This window comes from Deinococcus sp. LM3 (assembly GCF_002017875.1).
Taxonomy (GTDB): Bacteria; Deinococcota; Deinococci; order Deinococcales; family Deinococcaceae; genus Deinococcus.
On sequence record NZ_MUFV01000005.1, the window covers coordinates 88,958 to 109,521 of the forward strand.

Annotated in this window: 13 protein-coding genes and 1 pseudogene; 1 reads left to right on the top strand and 13 read right to left on the bottom strand. The window is 61.7% G+C overall.

Annotated features, from left to right (window positions below):
• Positions 1 to 38: 38 nt before the first annotated feature.
• The 6 genes from BXU09_RS18720 to BXU09_RS18745 all read right to left on the bottom strand — a co-directional run bounded on the left by BXU09_RS18720 (position 39) and on the right by BXU09_RS18745 (position 6,152).
• Positions 39 to 2,024, bottom strand: a complete 1,986-nt coding sequence (locus BXU09_RS18720; RefSeq protein ID WP_078305839.1) for a DUF6884 domain-containing protein — start codon at positions 2,022 to 2,024, stop codon at positions 39 to 41.
• Positions 2,025 to 2,026: 2 nt separating this feature from the next.
• Entirely contained in the window at positions 2,027 to 2,731 is a 705-nt protein-coding gene (queC, locus tag BXU09_RS18725; RefSeq protein WP_078305840.1) for a 7-cyano-7-deazaguanine synthase QueC, read from the bottom strand.
• 125 nt (positions 2,732 to 2,856) lie between these two features.
• Positions 2,857 to 3,549 (bottom strand): 7-carboxy-7-deazaguanine synthase QueE, encoded by a 693-nt coding sequence (locus BXU09_RS18730; RefSeq protein ID WP_078305841.1) that lies wholly within the window; start codon positions 3,547 to 3,549, stop codon positions 2,857 to 2,859.
• Between the two features lie 141 nt (positions 3,550 to 3,690).
• A complete protein-coding gene (locus BXU09_RS18735; RefSeq protein WP_078305842.1) occupies positions 3,691 to 4,101 on the bottom strand; it encodes a 6-carboxytetrahydropterin synthase in 411 nt (136 codons plus the stop codon).
• Positions 4,101 to 4,736 (bottom strand): queuosine precursor transporter, encoded by a 636-nt coding sequence (locus BXU09_RS18740; protein WP_078305843.1) that lies wholly within the window; start codon positions 4,734 to 4,736, stop codon positions 4,101 to 4,103. The genes BXU09_RS18735 and BXU09_RS18740 overlap by 1 nt, the downstream gene beginning before the upstream one ends.
• 522 nt (positions 4,737 to 5,258) lie before the next feature.
• Entirely contained in the window at positions 5,259 to 6,152 is an 894-nt protein-coding gene (locus BXU09_RS18745) for a tRNA-guanine transglycosylase (RefSeq protein ID WP_078305844.1), read from the bottom strand.
• Between the two features lie 808 nt (positions 6,153 to 6,960).
• Here BXU09_RS18745 and BXU09_RS18750 point away from each other — a divergent pair.
• Positions 6,961 to 7,151: pseudogene (locus BXU09_RS18750) on the top strand (transposase); the annotation flags it as partial.
• A gap of 71 nt (positions 7,152 to 7,222) precedes the next feature.
• Here BXU09_RS18750 and BXU09_RS20640 read toward each other — a convergent pair.
• From BXU09_RS20640 to BXU09_RS18780, 7 genes are all read right to left on the bottom strand, one after another.
• Positions 7,223 to 7,813 carry a hypothetical protein gene (locus BXU09_RS20640; RefSeq protein ID WP_144012403.1) on the bottom strand — a complete coding sequence of 197 codons (591 nt, stop codon included), beginning with the start codon at positions 7,811 to 7,813 and terminating at the stop codon, positions 7,223 to 7,225.
• Complete coding sequence (locus BXU09_RS18755) at positions 7,810 to 9,873, bottom strand: 3'-5' exonuclease (RefSeq protein ID WP_078305845.1); 2,064 nt, start codon at positions 9,871 to 9,873, stop codon at positions 7,810 to 7,812. The genes BXU09_RS20640 and BXU09_RS18755 overlap by 4 nt, the downstream gene beginning before the upstream one ends.
• Before the next feature lie 10 nt (positions 9,874 to 9,883).
• The gene (locus tag BXU09_RS18760; protein ID WP_078305846.1) at positions 9,884 to 10,684 is read right to left on the bottom strand and encodes a hypothetical protein; all 801 of its coding nucleotides are present in this window, start codon (positions 10,682 to 10,684) and stop codon (positions 9,884 to 9,886) included.
• Positions 10,681 to 15,981: a DEAD/DEAH box helicase gene (locus tag BXU09_RS18765; RefSeq protein ID WP_078305847.1), complete on the bottom strand. Its 5,301-nt coding sequence runs from the start codon at positions 15,979 to 15,981 to the stop codon at positions 10,681 to 10,683. The genes BXU09_RS18760 and BXU09_RS18765 overlap by 4 nt, the downstream gene beginning before the upstream one ends.
• A 73-nt stretch (positions 15,982 to 16,054) precedes the next feature.
• Positions 16,055 to 16,759 (bottom strand): hypothetical protein, encoded by a 705-nt coding sequence (locus BXU09_RS18770; protein ID WP_078305848.1) that lies wholly within the window; start codon positions 16,757 to 16,759, stop codon positions 16,055 to 16,057.
• A complete protein-coding gene (gene dpdH / locus BXU09_RS18775; protein WP_144012404.1) occupies positions 16,756 to 19,788 on the bottom strand; it encodes a protein DpdH in 3,033 nt (1,010 codons plus the stop codon). The genes BXU09_RS18770 and dpdH overlap by 4 nt, the downstream gene beginning before the upstream one ends.
• On the bottom strand, positions 19,785 to 20,558 hold the full coding sequence (locus BXU09_RS18780) for a hypothetical protein (RefSeq protein ID WP_078305850.1): 774 nt from the start codon (positions 20,556 to 20,558) through the stop codon (positions 19,785 to 19,787). The genes dpdH and BXU09_RS18780 overlap by 4 nt, the downstream gene beginning before the upstream one ends.
• Positions 20,559 to 20,564: the final 6 nt, after the last annotated feature.

The window sequence follows — 20,564 nt, forward strand, 5'->3', positions numbered from 1 at the left end:
GCTCCGCGCGGTTTATCTACAAGATAAACGCAGTGTACTTAATTCAGGAGGCGTTCCATGGGCCGCTCCAGGTTGTCCCGTCGTTCCCGGGCAGCCTCATAGCGGTCTCGTTTAACGAGGAGGCTTTCATCGCCGGCAAGGATACGGGCCTGCACGTCCTGGAGTGCCCGGAGGTACATGTTGATGTTATGAACGGCGCGGCCCATGTTCGCTTCGTTGCCACCGTTGTAGGGACGGCCACTCGGGTCGCGTAATGTTCCACCCTGTGCCCGGGTGTCCCACCCTTCGGCGCGCATGGCAGAGCACGCAGGACAGTGGCAGGGCGGTAACTCATCGCTTCCAGGAACGTTCTCAACAATCCGGTACTTTTTGAGGAGGTTGGGGTCTTCCGGGACGTACTGAAGGAAGGATCCGGCCGTGAAGGCAGACATATACATGCTGGAACCGTCAAAGGAGTCAACACCCAGATGTGTGAGCGTGGCAGCCCATTTGATACTGGAAACCCCCAGGACGTGAATATACAGATCCGGCACCTGGGCCCGGTACTGTAAGGCGTCTTCAACGCACCGGTAAACAAAGTACGGATCACGACTTGATTTCAGGGCGAGACTGCCCAGGGCGATGTGCCGGTACCCGAGATCCAGGTAATGCTCCATCATTTCGTGCCGTTGCTCGAAGGACCCGTGGGTGACGGCCATGAGACGGTGCGCACCGGCGAGGGGCTTCATGGCTCTTGCGAACTGATAGGAGATTTCAATTTTTTCGCGCGCAACCTGCGGACTGTCGAGACCGTCAAGGATCATCATATCCGGGGAGACGATAATGTCACGTCCTTCCCGGGCCCCTGCATCCTCAAACAGTTTCATGGTGCCCTCTGGCGTCAGGGGTCCGTTGCGTTTTTTCAGGATGGGGTATGGCTCTGCCTTGTAACTCCAGGCGCCGCAATCGTAGATATTGCCCTCATCAGTTTGTGGCAAGGGATCACTGTTAGGGTTGTGATACGCCAGAGAGGTCAAGTACCCCCTGGGATCCGTTTCAATAAAGTTCCAGATGCGTTCCATCTTGGGGGTTGGCAACGGCGCCCCTGCGTGATCCTGTGTCAGTTTGAGCTTGTCACGGTTGTTAATCACCACTGTGAATCGTGCCCGCGGAGGCACCGCGAGTTCATGCTGGGCTTTCGGGTAAAACGCTTCACTGCTCAAGTTCAGAGGGTTGAAGCCCAGTCCGGTGCGGTGAATGCTGGGACCTGTGGTGACCGGCATGGGAGGCACTGAAGCTTCTACCTCAGCCTCTGACATGAGCGTTGGTGCCGTGCGGGCCGCCTGCCAGGTTTCCAGATAGGTGATGGCGCTCTGAGGATCGGCGTGCCAATCGTGCAGCACTTCTGGATGTTCTGCGACGGCCCGCGCGAGTTGATGAAACAAGAAGCCTTTCAGGCCAACCATACCGTATCCGAAGCGACGTGCATCCTTATTGACCAGAGGGAGAACAGCCTGCTTGGCGGCATGCTCGGGAAGAATGGCGGCACTCCCGCCACTGGCCAGAAAAATGAAGCTTTGATCTGGACGACTCTGCAGTGGGAGAAGGGCCGACTTCAGATAATTCTCGCCGAGCAGGAAAATGACAATATCATAAGACTTTATTCTTGCATTCAGGGCCTCGTGGATGCCCAGCTGCTTACTCCAGTCTAAGACTTCCCGGCTTTTTAATTCGTTGAAAGACGTTTCGTAGGGGGCAATAAATTTATACTGATCGATTAAGCCATAACCGGCTGAGATGATTTCCAGCCGACTGACAACACCTTTGATCTTCGAGAGAATATCAAAAGCTCGGGAGACCTGTTGGTGCTGCGCACCCGTGTATAAGCGCTTGGCTGAAGTTCGGTACTCCGCCAACTCTTGCTCACGAGCCCGAAGGTGATCTCCTCCCTTGCGGAAATCCTCTATCACAAGTTGATTTGGCGGTTTGTATAGCTTTGCGCCCGTACAAGAACTGATGACTAACAAGCTTGGGTACTTGGGCATACTTACTCTTGTATACCGTCCTGCGCCTGGGCGTAGCGGGTGGCGAGGTCCGGGCGGCCCGCCTCGATCAGCGCCTTATCGCGGATGCGGCATGAATCGCACACCCCGCACGGCTCCTCGCCCCCCTGGTAGCAACTCCAGGTCACGTCGATCGGCACGCCCACCGCCAGCGCCTCGCGCACGATGTCCGCCTTCGTCATCTCCGCCAGCGGCGCTGTCAGTACCGCCCCGCGCCCCTCCAGGCCCGCCTTCGTCGCCAGGTCCGCCAGCGTCTGGTACGCCGAGAGATACTCCGGCCGGCAGTCCGGGTACCCGCTGTAATCCACCGCGTTGATCCCCAGGAACACCCGCTCCGCGTCGATCGCCTCGGCCAGACTCAGACCCACGGCAATAAAGACCGTGTTGCGCCCCGGCACGTACGTCGGCGGAATCACGCCGTCCTCCGTCCCGTCCGTCGGCACGGCCATCGACTCGTCCGTCAGGGCACTCCCCCCGAACGACCCGATATTGATGTCGATCACCCGGTGCACGGCTCCGAAGTGCGCCGCGACCGTCGCTGCCCGCTCCAGTTCCACCGTGTGCCGCTGCCCGTACCGGAACGACAACGCCGTACACGCATACCCGTCCCGCGTCGCCATGCCCAGCACCGTGCTCGAATCCAGCCCGCCCGACAGCAGCACCACTGCCCTCTTATTCTGATTTGTCATGTTGATTCTCCGAGGTTAATAGTGAATGGAAGGCTCTGAAGGCCTCTCCCTTCGGGAGAGGCCTGTTCTACACCTGAACAACTAAGTCCTGCCTGAGAGATCACTCTCACTGCACCAACAGCCTTTCAGTACCCAAGTTCCGCGTTCCCACCGAGGGGGATGAGGCGCTTGTCACTGTGCGCGTCGAGGTCGTCGGCGCGGTACAGCTTGTGCATCTGGTACCCGGCCCGCAGGCGCGGGTTCTCCTTCACCGCCTGCGTGATGCCGTTCAGCACAGTCAGATCCCGCTCGCGGGCCCGGCTCCACTCCGGGTGCAGCCAGATCACCGCCCCGTCCGGCAGGCCGGTCAGGGTGTCCAGGCCCGCCTGAATATCACCGGGTTCGTGGACGATGATCTTCACCTCGTCCGCGAGTACCACGACTTCCGGCAGCGGGGGCTGCCCGAACGGTTTGGGCGACAGCGTCACCCAGTCCAGTTCACCCCGCAGCGGTGCGATCCCGCTCGTCTCGATGTGCACCCGGCGGCCCAGCGCGTGCAGGGCGTCCGTCAGGGGCGCGAGGTCGAACAGGATCGGCTCGCCCCCCGTGACCACCACCACCGCGCCCTCTGGACTCTCGGCCCGCACCACATCGGCCAGTTCATCGGCACTCATGAGGGTCACGCCGTCCGGGCGGTAGTCGCGGTGCCACGTGCCGGCACTGTCGCACCAGGGGCAGGCCTGCGGGCAGCCGTACAGGCGGATGAAGTACGCCGCGCGGCCCAGGTGAACCCCCTCGCCCTGCCAGGTGTAGAACCGCTCGTACACCGGGTACTTCATTGTTGCTCCGCTGGAATGGTTCGCCAGAACCGTTCCAGTCGAGCGGATGTGAGAAGGAGCCCAGCGGATTCCGGGCGTGGAATTTGGACCTCGATGGGGTGCCGAGGTGCAAATGGAACAGACGGAATCCGGTTCACGCCCTCACTCCCAGTACTCGCAGGAGCTGTCGGGTGTCTCCCAGAGCGTCACGTGCAGGCGCAGGTCTGCGCCGTCGTCCCCGTCGGGCAGGTCGGCGCGCACGCGCTTCATGGTGTGGCGGTGAATGTACGCGGCGACGACCTCGGCGGTCGTGTCGTCCCCGAGTTCCGGGATGTCGTTCAGGTATGCGTGGTCCAGGCCGCCGGCGTCCACGTCCTTCTTCGCCCATTTGAGGGTCTTGAAGTCCGCGACCATGATGGCCCGCTTGACGTGCGCACTCGGGCGGAGTTTCTCACTGGTGAGTTCCAGCCGGACGCGGTACGTGTGCCCGTGCAGTCTCCCGCACGGCCCGTCGTAGCCGGTGATCACATGTGCCGAATCGAACGTGAACTCCGAACTCAGTTTCCAAGGCATCAGCGGACTCCTGCGGGTGCGGTGGTGAGGGCGGGCTCCTGCGGCTCACTGACCTGGGTTCGCACCCAGCGAACCAGGGGAATAAGCAGAAGGCTGATCAGCATCTTCAGGATGATCTGCCCGAGCATCAGGTTCAGCAGGGGCGCGCCGGTCCCGGCAAAGGCCAGCGTGATGAACACGATGGTATCCAGGGTGGTGCTCACGGCGTTCGACGCGATGACCTGCACGGTGACCCCACGGTGACGCAGACGCTCGAAGATCAGGGCGTCGAGGGCCGTGCTGATCAGGTACGCGGCCAGGCTCGCCAGGACCACGCGGACCGTGGAACCGAAGACCACCTGATAGGCGTCGTCCTGGAAGAATCCGGGTTTCGGAAGGGCATTGACGAGTAGACCGTAGGCGGCGAGCAGCGCGTTGGCGGCGAAACCGCCCCACAGGACCGCCTTGGCGGCCGTCCAGCCCCCCGCGGTGTGGATGGCGTCCCTAAGGGTGAAGGTCAGGGAGTACAGGAAGATCGCGCCGGGAAAGACCAGGGAGCCGAGCTGCACGAGGCGACCGGCGGTGACGTTACTGACGAGTTCCGCGCCGATGTAGACGGAGATCAGGATGGTCAGCAGGGTGGTGCGTTGAGTCATGGGAAACCTTTCGGGTGAAGCGACTCCAGCGCGCGTGGGACGATCCGGCCCGAATCGCCACGGGCCCCTCCAGCAGGAAGGGGAGTGACGAGAGGGCGGCGGATCCCAGGGGCCGGGAAGCCGGAGAGATCAGAGCAGCGTGACGACGCGGCCGTGATGTTGATGTGCACACGTCAGTCGGGTGCCTGCCACCGTTCAACGGTGTGCAGGTCAGTCGGGGCTGACGTCGGGCGGAGCGTTCGTGGTCGCTCTAGCCGGTGGGTCCCTGAGGGGGGCAGCGCCCGGGCGCGAAACCGTCTCGTTTCGTGGCGGGGCGAGGTCCTGCGGGACCGTCAGGTGGGGCGCCGTGCGCCTCCCACCTGGAAGGAGGGGAGATCCAGGATACGCCGGAGTACTTGTTCATGGGAGCTCCTTGGGACCTGTGCGGCATTACAGGCCCGGGGGGTGGGCGCAGTCTGCGCCTGGCAGAGTCTTGCACATCCCTTCTGCCTGCGGGTAAGAACCCCCGGCAGGGTGAGGGGCTCACCGCTGCAAGGTGCGGGTGGTGAGCGTGCTGAAGCGGGCAGTGGGGAGTGGGAGGGACGCGCCGATGGCCGCCGCGAGGTTGCACAGGGCCAGGTGAACGCGTTCGTGCGGGGTGAGGTGGGCGTGCCGGACCTGCGGGGCCGAGTAGAGACGGCCGTCCGCGGCGTACTTCACGTAGGAACTGGAATCCACGCTGTCCACGCCGAGCCGCGAGACCCGCCCGACGTGGTCCGGGTGGCCGATCCCGAAGGCGTGGATGGGCAGGTCACCAGCTGCGGCGCGGACAGCCCGGATCACGTCGTCCACCATGTCTGGTTGGGACATGCGTAGGACGAGCCCCCCGATGGCGACTCCTTCGAATCCAGCCTCCCGGTACTCCTGCGCGAGCTCCGCGGCGGCCTGCGCGTCCCAGCCCTGCACGACCCCGTACAGGGGCAGGTCGGTGCGGCGGCGGTTGTGCAGGGCCCACAGCGCGTTGGCGCGCGTCAGGGCGTGATAGCGCCGGGCGTCGCGGGTGGGCAGACCGGGGGGAATGAGCAGGTCCAGGGTGAAGCCGACGTCCGCGACGCGTTCCTGCAGTTCCAGGACGCTGCTGGGTGTTATGCGCCGACCCTGGCAGTCGATCACGCCGAGTCCCGCGCGGGTGCGGGTCACGGTGGCGGCCGTGAAGACACTGGCGAACCCGCCGGAGTCCACGAGCAACGGCACGCTCAGGTCCGGCGCTTCCCGCGCGTCTTGCAGGAAGAACGCGCTGACCATGACCGCGGGTGCGAGCCGGGGCAGGTAGGGGCGGATCAGGTCGTCGAGGGGGTACTTCTCGCCGAAGGTCGTGACGGGCACGAACGCGGGGAAGTGCAGGGGGCCTTTGCGAGTGTTCAGGGTGCGGGTCATGCGTTCATCCAGAGGTGCTCGAAGGACCAGTCGGGGGACGGGTCGTGGTTCAGGGCGGTGAGGTCGGCGAGCGCACGGCTACCCTGACGCGGTCATTGCTCGTTCAGGCCAAAGAACGCCTCGCTGATCCTCATAGACTGGTCCTGTTCACGGATGGTTTTCTGTCTTCTGACATCTTTCAGTTTTAAGCCGTATGCTGGCGAGTGCCGTCCCAGACGAATAAAATCCGTTCCATTTCTCTTTCCAGCTCAAAAAGCCGCACCCAGCCGACACATTTCATCCTGACCTGACCAGCCAGTGCACCCCAGTCGGGCCAAGAGGTCTCCTCTTGGTCCGACGCTGTTTGGTCAAGGTGCTCAACATGGCAGAGGAAGAAGCAGGCCACACTCAGGCAGAGATAGCGTAATACGGACTCCGATTGAATGGGCTGCAAAGCCCGTTCAATCCGAGCGAAGCGAGTGGGAGCAAAACGGGTTCCGGACGTGGAGCCGGCAATCCGGTGAAGTCCCGGATTGTCGGCGAAACAAACGGAATCCGTATCATTCGTCGTTGGGCTACCGAACACCGGATGAGTGGGCCAAGGAGGCCAGTGGCCGGCCTGCCGTCCCCATGTGCGGGCAGGACACCGCACATGCGGCCGTCATCCCGACCACTGGGTGAAAAAGGGAAGACGACTGTGTACGCTCGTTCTTGAATCGAGTCTCTACTCGAAAGTGTCCAAGCTTTGGGGTCAGGCCATACCCCTGAATAGAGGTCATTCGGAAATTGAGTGACAGGGGGCCGCACAGATTGGCGGCCCCCTCTGCCGATGCGGCTGAGCGATGCCCAATGGGCCGTCCTTGCACTTCTCATTCCACCCACCACCACCCGCGGTCGGCCACGCCCGTTCTGATCGCGAGGTCCTCGAAGGTATCCTCTGGGTTCTTCGCACGGGAGCGCAATGGGCTGCCCTGCCAAACCCCACCCAAGACCACCTTCCACGACCGGTTCCAGGAGTGGGTGCTGATGATGAACCCTGCTCTTGAGCCGGGTCTCTACTCGAAACTGTCCAAACTTTGGGGCCAGCCCAATTAGACAGGTGGATGTAAAAGTCGCCGGGCCCGATCCATGGCTTGAACCAAAGGGTCTTGGTCACCGTGGCGCCGAAGCCACGGACCGGTTGGTCCGTGCGCGCCTTTCAATGCCTGAAGCCACAGAGTGCCGAGATAGTGCACAAGGACATGATCCAGATCCTCTGAAGGCGGTGCGGCGCTTATGAGCGAAGCAGATAGGCCTGAAGACTGATCCACCGGAGGCATAAATTCTTGCTCTGCGTCGTGCAGTAGAGTAAGACCTTGGTCTACAGCAGTTCCACGTTTCTCTGGAACTTCACCATGAGGCGGCAAGTGCACTTCCTGGACCCCCTGGGCGCTACGGTCTTCATACAGTCGGCTCAGCAGTTTGAGCGCGTCACGCACATCTACAGGTTTGGTACTGCACTGCACCACGGTCCAGGGCCCCAGTTGCCGTTCCTCAACTCCCGCCGCCAAGACGAAGGTCAGGCCCAGAGTGACTTCAGGGTAGGCCACAGGCAACGTCCCCACGTCGGCGTGTGTGAAGTTGTACTCCGCTTCAGGCAGGGAGGCCATCTGCAACCGGCCAGCAAGTTCAAGAGCGTTCATAGCCCTTCCCGGATATCAACGCCACTGAGTTCTCGTAGTAACGGGGTCGCCTGTCCCTCTGTAGCGAGGAGGTACAACAACTCACCGCTACGGGTCATACCAACGTAGAAACGCATCCGCTCGCGTTCCATGAGAATGTCTTGCTCCTCACGCTCAGTTTCCGACCCCAAGGCGCCAAGGTGCTCAGCGTCTAAACCAACCAGCATGACCACAGGAAATTCCAAGCCTTTAGCAGTATGAATCGTCATCACTTTGACGCTTTCGCGCAGAACGTCCAGATCCTCCAGGACTGGATCCCAGTGGTCAGTGGGGATACCTTGCTTGGACAGGGCGTACGCGTATTCTTGGGCGAGCCCTTCCGTAGTGGCGATCACAGCAATATCACGCAAGCGTAAGAGGTTTTCTTCGCGAAATCGCGTGATTTCCTCAATGACGAAGCGTTTGATCTGGTGCTCCTCAACGAAGCGCATTAATATGGGACGTGGGCCACTGCGCTTAACTGACGCCATATCTATTAACTCACCGTGTTCCTTGAGATGCACATTTCGGGAGGCCAGATCAGCGGCGGTACGCACCACTTCGCGGGTATTGCGGTAATTGATTTTCAGCGCATACGAACGCCCCCGGACATCGAGGCCTACCTGCTTCCATGAAAACCCACGCGAGTACAAGCTCTGCGCGGCGTCTCCTAACACCAGGACGGTTTTGTGCTCAGTGCCTTGGCCCCGTGTGAGACGCTGCAACACCCGCAGTTCCAAGGGCGTGAGATCTTGCGCCTCGTCAACAATGACGTCGTCTACCACTTCGAGTTCGGGATGGTCAAGCAGGAGGCGGTACAGGCGGGTGACCGCGTCCCCCCAGTCCATCAGGCCGCGTGCCTGCAAGTGAGCGTTGTAGGCACTTAGTACTTCCCAGACCACAGCGCGGGACAGTGGACTGAGTGCCTGCTTGCGCCCGTACCGAGGCGCTTGACGGTAAGCATCCATGTCCGGAAGCCCGAAGCCTTTTATCACTCGCTGAATTTCAGCGTAGAAGAACTCTGGAGCGCGCGCGAGCACCGCGGAGTGCCGCTGAGTTCTCACCTCATTGATCGCCTGCCGAATGAACTGCAGCGCCTGGTCGCGGTCCACGAGAGGCTGCTGGACTCCTGCCGCGTCCAGCATGCGCAGAGCCCATTGCCGGTAATCCTCAATGCGGAGGGTGGCTGGCAAGGTACCAGTCACTTCTTGCACCAGACTTCGGGTGACGCGTTGCAGTACGGGATTGTAAGTAATGAACAGTACCTGCCGTCCTGCCTGTGCGAGCCGGACAGCGCGGTGAATGCCTACGGTCGTCTTTCCACTGCCGGCCACACCTTTAAGCAGTGTGGCTCCAGTATGAATTCGGTTCACATGCTGTAGTTGCTCCTCGGCGAGCTCCAATAGAAGGTCCTGGATGCTGCCACGGGTGTACGCCTCCAGTTGCTCCAAAGACGCACGTTTGAATACACGGAAGGGATCCGCTAGGGGCTCGGCCGGGTCCGTCGCGAGCGCCAGAATCCACTCTTGGGTTTGTGCGGGCAGTCCGGGAAGTTTCAGGGCATCATCCAGGGTAGGCGCATCACGTAATGCGCGGGCTAATAGCGCGGGCGCTCCCAACAGCCGCAATTGATGCACAGTAAAGGCGCGCAGGGGAAAATCCGCGTCGCTTGGAGGATGGTTCCATGTGGTGGGCACCTGGAAGTCTGCCGTTTGTGGTGTGGCTGTGGCCTGCGGTTCAAGTTCCCAACTCAGAAGGTCCTGGGTTCCAATATCCCGGGCGGTCAGTCGGTCGAAAACACTGTGAGGCACCACCCGCAGCAGCATGGGTTCACGGTTGCGTCCCCACTGGAAGAGCATGCGCCAGTTGTCATTCACCCGGCAATACCAGGCGTCCATCAATTCCAGGCGGCGCACCTGCAGGCCGGTGGCCTGCGGATGCGTCAGAAGGGTTTTCACCGTACTGATGATGGCCGGCTGCATCGGCAACGCCGCGTTATGTTTCAGATCATCCAGGAAACGGGGGCTCACAAGCATCGTCATGATTTGACCTCTACCGGTAGAAACCTGCTAGGGCATCCAGCAGGGGTTTGAATGCCGCTTCGTTGGCAACAGTCGGGTGATTGGCCAGGGCGAAGAAGTCGGCACTAGGTAAGGTGCGTTTCTTCGGAACCATGTCGCGATCCGTGAGGTCATACTGGTTACGTCGCCAACTGTGGGCCAGGAATTCTTCGGCCGCTGCTCTAAGCCCATCAAGAGGCTCATCGCTGCGTACCTCCGCGACCAACTCTGCGTTGTAGGCGAGGCCGCCGTTCGTGAAATTGGCACTGCCGAATAAAGCCCCCGACGGCAACCAAAGCAACTTGGCGTGTAGGGCGTCCCGGTACGACACCTGCGCGCCAAGTTGCGCCAGTTCCTCTGCGAACAGCACGGTGTCCGCGTGATTCAGAAATTCGCGTTTCAGCTCTGTACTGCGTTCCCTCAGGCCGCGCAGCACTTCATCCTGCAGGTCGAAGTCCATATCCTCGTTCGCCTGCACGCGCCGCACCTGCTCCGCCGTGAGTTGGTACTCCGCCAGGGCAGGTAAGGTCACCAGTTCATGCGGAGGTTTCACAATCACATGAATCAAGTGCTTCTGACCAAGCAGGCGCAGCAGGTCTTTCAGGGTGACGCTCTCCCGGTGTGTCCCGAAGACACTCCGGTACGGGCCCAACGACCGAATGTCGAACTCGACGTTTTTCAGCCACGGCGTAATCAGCCACACGTCACTCGGCGCGCAATCAAGCGCTTCAAGCATCAGGCGCACCATCTGGTTCTTCAGGCGGTCGGTCCGATCGGTTGCGTGGAAAATCACAGCGCTTCCTGCCGGTACAACACAGTGCGCAAGGTTAGGTGCTCCGGATCAAACACGCGTCCCTGCTGCTGCAGCCCAGCCCTTGCAAAGGCGCGCACCAGTTGGTCACTGAGGTGGCCCTGATGCTCGTGCAGGACGAACCCTCCATGAGTGTCGGCCAGACGAACGACCTCCGCCACATCCAGATCCTCACCGCGAACGGTGATGGGCGCGGTCAGCACCTCGTGAGCGCGTTTAAGCAGCGTCCGCGACACGTTGTGGCGGGTTACGTCGATGTGGCCTTGGTCGCAGGACCCTGCCAAGCAAGCCGGGCAGGCATCCACGCAGGTAGACAGCGACCAACTTTCCACCTGGGCAAGGAAGCGGTCGTCGGCCGTCATCTCCTCCTCGCCCTCCTCTTCAACCAACACCTGTTGGAAATGCGTGCGGTACACCTGCAAGAGCCGCTTCAGGTGAGGTAGGTTCCGGTCCTCTTTCAAAAGGGTCAGGGCGTACCCGGCGAGTTCCTGCGGCAAAGGCGTCCGGTGGAACCGGGCACTGAGCTCCGACTCCAGATCCAGCAGTTCCAGCAGCACATCGAGGTGCGCAAAGCGTTCCCCATTTACGTGCACCTCAGAGGTCAGCACGGTCGCCAGGTGCATCAGTTCAGGACTGTCGTCCCGCAACAGGCCGTCTGTCGCTTGAACCAGTGCGCGGCGCAGTCCGTCATCTTTCCGTTCGTGCGCGGGCAAGGCCAGCAACACCTGCACCTCGTGCGCAATGGGGGTGCGACGATTCGGTGCGAGCACTGCTTTAACGAACTGCTGCTCTTCCGCCACGGGGCACTCGAGGGTATAGCGCCACCAAGCGGTGACGTGATGGCCTGTGCGCTCGCCTGCGGGATGTTCACCCATGACCCGCGCGGCTGCGCGGGTGCTGCCCGCGCCATCCTGATTTCGCTCGTACACGTAGAACGCATGGTCCTGAGGGTCGTGTCCATGCGTGATATGCAACTGTGTGCCGGAGCCAATCTGGTGATGGTCGGCGCTGCCCTGCATCATAAACATGTTCCGTACCGCGTGCTTCAGCGAGTGAACGAGCGTGTCACGGACGTACGCACTGACCTGCGCTTTGTTCTGAATGCGGGCGAACAACCGCCGCAGTTTCTCGTACGCCCGGTCGTCTTGCCACGTGACCCTGGCCTGCTCCAGGAAGTCCGGGTGGAGCGTGCGGTGGTCTGCCCAGTACCGCTGCGCGCCCCGCACCAGTGTCTGCCACCCGTCAGGATCCCGCAGAGCTGCTAGGAATTCCGGCCCGCTTTGCCCCTGCGCCCGTGCTTCTGCACGCATGGTGCACAACACGTCCGCCATCCGGCGTTGCGTGAAGGTGTTCAAGCCGTCTTCGACGCCTTCTGCCCACGGCTCACTTTTAAGGAGGTAGCGCAAGAACTGGTCCTGCAAATGCACTTGCGTGCGGACGTCGGCCCACTGCTGCTGCGCGATTGCCTGCACCGCCTGACTGAGTACCTGCGGATCGTACGGCACGCGAAGCCCTTCGGTGCATAAGTCGTACCCGTACAGTAGCGGCTCGCCGTCATGCTCACTCACGTACCGCACCAGGTTGTGACCCCGGCCCGCCTGCGGGTCTTCACCTTGAGGGTGGCGTTTGTGTAACACAATCGTCGCTTCCGCCCCGTACTGCACTTCCCATGCAGCCAAACGCGAGCGCTGCCCGTCCTGCTCGCCGTAGTAATACTCCAGTGGTTGCACCAGGCTGCCGAACAAGGGCGGCACCGGGACGCGCAACCTCGCCTCACCTAACGGGTGCACGGCCGAGAAAGACAACGGATAACTGTTGCTGTCAGGGGACACCACCCGCCATCCGTCCTCGAGCAGGGCTTGTTGAGCCTGTGCGGTAGCCTCTTCCCTCAACTGCCTCAACTCCACACTGCCGTCCGGACGTTTCCGGCCGTACGCCTGGGCCCCTTGCACTGGTGATTTGGGGTTGTTGGGGTCGAGCCGGCCAAATGACCACAACTCCAGATACCGCAGGCGGTAAAACCGCTTTGGCATCTCCCCATACAGGCGACGCACGCCAAGGGGCATGTACTGCTCGAAGGCGTCTCCCAGGCCACTGGCGGTTGGAAGGTCTTTGATCAGGGCCGGCTTGAATGGTCCATATCCTCCCCCTTCCCGTTTCTTATATCGCTCCATCGCCATGGCGTTTTGTACGATCACACCGTTGACCCGTACGGTCGGGGACCGCCAGTGCAGCAGGTGCGACGTGCCGTACCGCCTGGTGACGCGCCCAGCACCAAATTCGCTGAATGTGAGGGCAACGTCCTCCTTGACAAAGTTCCAGTCCATATCTGCCCTTGGCGGAGGCACCATCACCTGCACGACCGGCAGGTTGACACTGCTGAACAGGTTCTCCGGGATGTCCGGGCACAGTTGCAGCAGACTTACTGGCCGGGTTCGAGTGGGCCGGTCTGCCCGGTGACGCACCTCCGGATCCAGCAGGGTCGCCTGGAACCACTCCCACAACGCTTGCCACGTACGGTACCCCTCCTGCTGCCGTAAGGTCGCTGCAATTACCCGTTCGTATCCATTCGTGATGAAGGGGTAGCGGGCGTCCAGGCGGGTCAACTCGCCAAAAATGGCGTCCAGGTGGTTCTGCAGCGGTGTGCCGACTGGCAGGGCATACCAGAGCCGGCCCGTCCGCTGGGTCAGTTCATCAAAGAGCAGGGCCACCGCATGGAAACGCTGAATAAAGTCATTCTCCGGATTCAGCGCTGGTTCGTAATCGGCCGGATCGGTGAGGGCTTCAGGATTTTGGAAGTAAAATGCGTCGCGGTAACTGCTGCGACTGAGCGTCACGGCTGTAATCGGCCGGTCGCTCAGATCCCGGCCTGCCCGGCCCTTTTTCTGAACAAACGAAGCGATGTTACTCGGGGCATGATGCTGCATGACGAACTGGATACTGGGGTCGTCATAACCTACCTCCAGACTGGTTGTGGCAAAGATGATGTCGCGGTTGAGCACCCGGCCGTCTTGGCCACCGCCGCTGAACACTGGATGGTCTGCCGAGGTTAGTGCCGTTGGCGCGGCGCCCACCCGAGTACGGCCTTCGTTGAACTGATGTGGATCCTGCGCTTCAAAGTACCAGTACTCCCCGTCCCGGAAAGCGGCACTGGCCTGCACGTCACCGGCAGGGGTCCTGAGACGAAGTGCTGCCAGATTCAACCGGCTCTCCGCGTCTCGGAACTCCACTGTCAGCTTCTTCAATTTCGAGATGCTGTCCTGGAAGATCAAGGTCCGGTGCTTGGCCGGCGTCTGTCCCTCGGCCGGACGGCGCACCATGTTGTGCGCGATGGTCATGATGGTCTGAATAGCCGCTGACGCGTCTCCAATCACTTTGCCGCGCGAGAACGATTCCGGACGAATAAACAGAAAGTAGTCGCGGCCCTGCGCAGGATCGTAATCCTCCGGTTGCGGTTCGATGGCGCTCACGCGGTATTCCGGCACCCCGGTCAGCTTCGACCAGAACTGGCCAGGGCGACCAATCGTTGCACTCATACCGATCAGCAGGGGCGTCCTCCAGGTGGTAGCCTCATCCGCCGTGCCGCGGGCATAGCCGTACATGGCATTGTCAATTCGGTATTTCAGTCGGCGCAGCAAAGCCGCGATCTGCGATCCATGAATACCGCTGTACAGGTGAATTTCGTCCATTACGACTGCGCGCGGCGGGTGAAACGCCGGCCGCTCAGACCACTGGCGCGGCAATCCGAACACGCCTAACGCTTTCGGGTCCATCATCCAGCGGTGCAGCATCTCCGTCGTGATGATCAGTAGGTCAGGCGGCGCCTGCAGCACTGACTCCCGGGTGGCCTGGAACGTGTCGAGTTGCCAGCCCCCCACGTCGAACCCTCCGTCTGAGGTCAAGGTGGCGCGGCCATCGGCCTGCACCTGCGCCAGCACTGGGGAACCGCCTGAGCCTGTGAAGTACGGCACCACATGCCGTTGCCCGTCCTCACTTCGGTCCCAGTGCCACTTGCGCTCGTTGTTCGGACCGCTGCCCTGCAGATCTCCCAGGGTCCCCGGCGTGTTGCCGAACACCATTCCCACACTCAATGGCCGCAGGCCCAGGCCCTGGCCGGCCGGTCCGCGCATGGCACGATTGACGTGCGCCACATACTCACACAAGCGCTCCAACTGGTTCTTGGCGAGGTTCTGACGGGGGTAGACCAGCATGACTTTGACGCCCCGACGGTCATCCCGGATGATTTCCTCCAGCAGACCCGTGAGCAAGGGCAGCAGGGCCGCCTCCGTCTTGCCACTGCCGGTGTTTCCCGTGATGACGAACGCCCCACCGGTCTGCGTGAAGTAAGCGTCGGTCAGTTCCGTGAAGCTGCGCGCCTGAACGTTCGTGACGTCCACCTGGTCCAGAGGACGCCCCAGCGCACTCGAAAAGCCTTCCCCCAGCAGGCGTGTGGCTGCCCGCACCTTCCGTCCACGGTGGGTGCCCTGCACTCCGTCCAGCACCTCGCGGAAGCGCGTCTCCCGCCGGAGCCGTTCGCGGTCCTTAAACCGCACGCGCAGGCTCTGCACCAGATAAGGGGCTTGCGCTTCGTCCCCGTCCCGGAAGCGCTGCTTCACATTCTTCAGCAGGCGCACCATTTCACTGATGCGCGACCGGTATAGTCCGCTCCTGGGTTCTACCACGTACCGTTTGGCCACTAGGGAGGCCAGCAGGCCTGGAATCGCCGAATCACCCAACTGGGCCCGCACTTCCTCACTCTGAGCTACCTCCTGAGCGGTGGTATACGTCTCATAAAGCCCAAAATTGATGCGCCGCTCCTCGATATTTTCCAGTGCGTTCAGCACCCTCACTTCATCAGCGGTCAACCCTTTCCCGGATGCGCCCGTGGCGGGCACCTCCTCCCCTAAGGCCTGAACCTGCCGTACTCCCGGAGCCGCGGTGGAGGGAGCCGCCCCAGCGCCCAACCGCACTTCCCCTTTGGCTTCGTGGATCTGCCCTGAGGCGTGCAGAGGAAGCAGGACCGCCAGGAGAGCGTCCCGGGTATACACCCGGTCAAGGAGGCCACGGTTCACCGGAAGCAGGGTGAGGACGTTCGCTTCATTGAGTTTCAGGCGGACACTCGGAGAGAAGCCCTTCAACGTCTTCTGGTCATACCCTTCTAACAGCGGATCATCCGCCAGTTCAGTTCGCAAAGCGTGTACAGCAAGACCAGTTAATCTCGCCGCCTCAGACAGGAAAATCGAGCGGAACTTGGCGTCCCGGATGGCAGTAGCAAGCATGTGACGAGACGCATCAGTAAGCACAAAAGACCTCAACAGCGAAAGAAATGAGTGAGAACGGCAGCTTCGCGGTTTATTGCAGGCGAACCGTGAAGGCTGGCAGGAACCCGTGCTCCTGAAGCCAAGCCCACACCTCTGGGGTGAGGGCCGCGAGGTTGGCCTGGCCTTGAACCACGGCCTGTAAAAACGTCACCACGCCGGGCGGCAGGTGGGTGCCCACCAGGTCGGCTCCCAACCGGTCATACTCTGTAGCCAAGCCTTTGGCTTTGTGCGCCTGTTCCGCTGTGACCGGGAAAGTGCGCCGGAGTTGATCGTGCAGTTGGTACACCTGCCGCAGGGCGCTCGCCGCCGGCGCCAGGCCCGCCTGGCGCTCAAATACCGCCAGGACTGGCGCCGGTACCGGCGGTTCGATGCTGGCGAGGTAGGTCTCCCAGGCCTCGCGGGCCGCGAAGGTCAAGTCGTCACTGGCCTTCTTGACGTTCCGCAGGGCCACCGAAAAATCGTTCTTAATCAGCGTTCCTGCGTCGACCTGCGCGCCTCTATGAACGAAAGCCACATTCCGCAACGCCGCGTCAACACTGGCTGGTAACGCCTCATTCGCCACCAGGCCGGCGGCCCGGAGCGTGCTCCACGCGAGTGAAGCGCCCTGCACCTGCCCCTTGACCGCCTGGAGTTGCTCCTGACGCGTCGTGTATTGCCGGATGCTCTCCTGCACGTCCGTGAGCTTGTGCAGGTCTTCGGCACTTTCCTTGAGCGCCTGGGCACGTTCCAACATCATGCGGGTTCTCCTTGGGTTTGAACGCCCGACAAGGTCTCTTCGATGGACCGCAGGTCTTTCAATAAGATCTGCGCCACTTGAACCGCGCTGGCGTCCGGGGTGGCGATGGACGCGCGCTGACGGGCGTACCGCAGGCTGTCATCCAGGACCTGGTTCAACTGCTTGACCACCTCTTCACTGCGCGCCGCGTCAGCCCAGGCAAAACTGGCCGCCGTGGTAAGGCGCCGCTCCAGGTCGGCGGCGTCGACGAGGCGCCGCGCGGCCTTGAGCAGACTGAGCAGGGGCAGGCGGTTAAACTGGCGCAGCAGTTGTGCCACCCCTTCTGGCGCCATGCTGCGCGGCAGTTGCAGCACGCCCGCTTCGCCCGCCGCGCGGAACGCTTCGTTCAAGGCAACAGCCGTCTCACTCAGTTGGTCGGCGCTGCCCAGGATCGATAGCACCTCCTGTTGCCAGCGGTCCGCTTCTTGCTGCGCCGAGACGCTGGCCGCCCGCCAGGCTTCAAACAGAGTGTTCCGGTCCTCGGCCAGGCCCAGCCGGTCATGCTCGGGAGGCTGCGCCCGAACAGCCGCCTGTTTTGCCGTGCTTTCAATCTGTTGTAGCAGCAGGGCCGCGTTGACCAGCCGCGCGGCGCCCCCTTTGCGGACGCCAGCAAATACCAGCAGTTGCCGGGCGGCTTTCGGATGCAGTCGGCGCACCTGTTCAAGTTGACGGCGCCAATCCAATGGCGCTTCAGCCGGCACTTCCGGCACAGTCTGCAGCATCGCGCCTATGACCCTCGGGTCTCGGTCTCCCACTTTGATGCGGCCAAGCGCGACGGCGCTCCAGTACAGCGTTTCGACGGCCACTGGCAGCACCGACGGGCGCGGACCAGTGGGGGACAATTCCACCCGGACGTACTGCGTCCACAGTTCCACTGCTTCCCGGAATCGCCACGCTGCATCGGGAATCTCGCTCGGCCACCGTCCCGTCTCCTTGAAGGTGTAATACGCACCCAGCGCCACCGCCACGTCCACCGGGCTCTGGCCTGGCAGGGGCAGGTTGAGCCGAACCGCTTCACGGCCCAGATTGAAGTTGTTCGTCTGCCCTTCGAAATAGATGCTCTCGGCAGACCACACACCATCGTCTTTCAGCGCAACCTCATGCAGGTTCTCCGCTTCGAAAACGGCAAAATCACTGATTGCCTCATGAGCGAGTCGGCGCAGCTCCCGGGTGTGGGTTTGCGTAAGCGGCCGTCCACTCGCCCAGTTCTGCAGCGCCTGCAACAACGCAGGTGTGGCCGCTTTCTTTCGCTTTTTGTCGTCCGGGTCATCGGGCGTTCCTATAAGCGGGCCGTCAAGCAGTGGCGGCGCCTCCCCTACCTGGGGAATCTGGAATGCGGCGTGCAGGCCTTCGGGTAGATTCTGCAACCGGGGCGGCACAGGACCCCACAGCCGCATCACCGCTTCGATACGGTCGGCTTCCTCGGCGTCGATTTGCAACTCTTCCAGGCGGGCTTTGTCGCCCAGAGGCAGTGACGCTACGGTGACAGCCTTGCCATAGGTGTCTTGCACAGCCGGTGAAGGGAAGGCCGCATCTGGCAGTCGCTCCTGGGCGTCGCGCAACACATCACGCATGCCGCGCAGGAGGCCGCGGGGATTGAAGCCTTCCGGATTTTCGTGGTCCCCCACGATGTCAATCAGCCGGTTGTTAAACGGATACAGGCCTACCGGTCCCTCAGTTCCCGGGACCTCAAGCGCCCCGAAGGACGAATGACACGTGGGCCTTACTGGGCAGGTGTGGCAGCGGCTGGCCACCGCCTGACCTTTCCGCAATTGCGGAACCAAAGCTTGCAGTTCTACTTCTCCCCAACGCGCCGCATTGAGATACGAGGCCATCAGGTGAGGCCTGGCTTGGAGAACAGCGTTGGCATCTTCGATATCAAGGTCGACCACGAAGCTGAGGCGTGTGTGAACCGTGTCCATCTGCCGGAAATAACCGCTGGTCACGGCGAACGCGGCGCGAATGGAACACAGGTCACGCTGATCGTCATCAATCAATGCTTCAAGCAGGGGCGCCTGAATCCCTTGCAGCAGGGCAAAATCCTCAATCAGCAGGATCAGTTCACGGCCTTGAACTTTGAGGGCCGAGCGAACATCCCGCATCAGTTTCAGGAGGTCTTCCCCACCCAGTTGATAGACCCGTTGAAGAGCAGGAGCCAGAAAGTGGTTCAGGGTGGCCACCGCCTGCTCCCGCAGCACGGGGTTGGCCACCAGTTGCTGGTAAAACTGCCGGACTTTCATGCCGGCCTGCGTGACATCTTTCAGGTTCAGTGGTAGGTCGGCTGCGGTAATAGCAAAGGCCTGCACTTTATCGTCTGTGCGGCCCTGCAGGGCCTCCCGTACGAACCGGTCGACCACACTGCCAGGAGCGTCGAGCGCTTTGCGAACGATGTCCTCAAGCAGAAAGGATGGCAAGTGCGTCTTGAGGTATGTCAGGTGACCCGCACTCAGGACCGTCCCCGAGGGTGTGGTGATCCGGTCACCCACACTCAGATTCTGGGCATGAAACGCCAGGTTGGTCAGCAGGTTCCAGCGTGCCGCCTCCACGGTCAGCCCTTCGGTCGCGCCTTGCAACCGCGCCCGGAACGCCTGGAATTCACTGCCTTCGAGATCCCGGAGAATCAGATCGATGACGTCTTTCAGGGTGGTGCGGTGCTTGGGGATACTGACCAACCGACGCGTGTCTGACGGCTCGATCTGGGTTTCGAGCCAGCGGATCAGGTGGGACTTACCGGTTCCCGAGGAGCCTATGACCGGCACCAGCAGCGACGGCCGCCGGGGGTCGAGAAATTCGTCCCGAAATGCGGTTTCGCTGTATGCGGTGTAGGTGGGATTGAGATAACTGCTGCGCCGGCGCAGCAGGACTGGCTGGTGTGTAGCGAGAAACACGCCCTCTTCAGGATGCGCGGCCACCACGGTAATCACTTCGTCCAGTGCGCGGGGATCCCAGCACACGGCGCCTGGCAGGGCAGTGGGCAACAGCACCGTCATGCGCTGACCTGGCTACTGCGGACATGCGAGAACAACCGAGGAAGGCCCGGGACAGTCAGGCTGAGTTTCTCCGTATCCGCATGGTGTTCAAACTGCAACCGTTTGCGGCGCTCAAGCACCACCAGGGCGAAGCTCGCACTGCTGGGCAGTCGGTCATGTTGGGGGTCGGGGAACATGGGTAGGACCTCTTGGACGCGGGCATAAAAGGCTGACGCAGTCATTTCCTGTTCAGGACGTAAGGTCGGCCACTCTTCAAGCAAGGCCGCCGATGGATCGGGCATCAGATACCCGGCCTGCTCACGCCCCAAGCCAAGGTAGACCACCCAGCGCCGGAAATTGACGAACTGCGTGTCATTTGAGATGAAGGTGGTGAGTTCTGTTCCGGTTTTTTGGTGGTCGTCCCAGGTGCGCTCGGCTGGCACTTCAAATGCGTCTTGCGACAGCAGCCACCGGGCCGCGTCTACAAATTTCGGCTGGGACGCCACTGCGCCCTGCCGGACCTGGCGGCGGTAGTCGGTGGCGCTGTGAAGTTTGATGGCCACTTGCCACGTGTCACCTTCGCGGCAAATCAAGCCGAAATCCTGCGCTTTGTTGAGCGCGGCACGCAGCACGGATGACCCTTCGGCCGTGAGTCTGTCTGGCACAGTGACTTGTGCCTGAGGGGCGAGCCACTGGGTGAGTTCATCATCACCGCAGGGGCGGAGGCACAGCAGGTCGTACACGGCCTGAATGGCCTGCGGGAATGCGTCGGGATCCATAAGTATCGACATGGTTGG

Bases quoted from the DNA above. Each gene is read 5' to 3' on its own strand.
- BXU09_RS18720 (WP_078305839.1), bottom strand. From the start codon at position 2,024: ATGCCCAAGTACCCAAGCTTGTTAGTCATCAGTTCTTGTACGGGCGCA.
- queC (WP_078305840.1), bottom strand. From the start codon at position 2,731: ATGACAAATCAGAATAAGAGGGCAGTGGTGCTGCTGTCGGGCGGGCTG.
- BXU09_RS18730 (WP_078305841.1), bottom strand. From the start codon at position 3,549: ATGAAGTACCCGGTGTACGAGCGGTTCTACACCTGGCAGGGCGAGGGG.
- BXU09_RS18735 (WP_078305842.1), bottom strand. From the start codon at position 4,101: ATGCCTTGGAAACTGAGTTCGGAGTTCACGTTCGATTCGGCACATGTG.
- BXU09_RS18740 (WP_078305843.1), bottom strand. From the start codon at position 4,736: ATGACTCAACGCACCACCCTGCTGACCATCCTGATCTCCGTCTACATC.
- BXU09_RS18745 (WP_078305844.1), bottom strand. From the start codon at position 6,152: ATGACCCGCACCCTGAACACTCGCAAAGGCCCCCTGCACTTCCCCGCG.
- BXU09_RS20640 (WP_144012403.1), bottom strand. From the start codon at position 7,813: ATGAACGCTCTTGAACTTGCTGGCCGGTTGCAGATGGCCTCCCTGCCT.
- BXU09_RS18755 (WP_078305845.1), bottom strand. From the start codon at position 9,873: ATGACGATGCTTGTGAGCCCCCGTTTCCTGGATGATCTGAAACATAAC.
- BXU09_RS18765 (WP_078305847.1), bottom strand. From the start codon at position 15,981: ATGCTTGCTACTGCCATCCGGGACGCCAAGTTCCGCTCGATTTTCCTG.
- BXU09_RS18770 (WP_078305848.1), bottom strand. From the start codon at position 16,759: ATGATGTTGGAACGTGCCCAGGCGCTCAAGGAAAGTGCCGAAGACCTG.
- dpdH (WP_144012404.1), bottom strand. From the start codon at position 19,788: ATGACGGTGCTGTTGCCCACTGCCCTGCCAGGCGCCGTGTGCTGGGAT.
- BXU09_RS18780 (WP_078305850.1), bottom strand. From the start codon at position 20,558: ATGTCGATACTTATGGATCCCGACGCATTCCCGCAGGCCATTCAGGCC.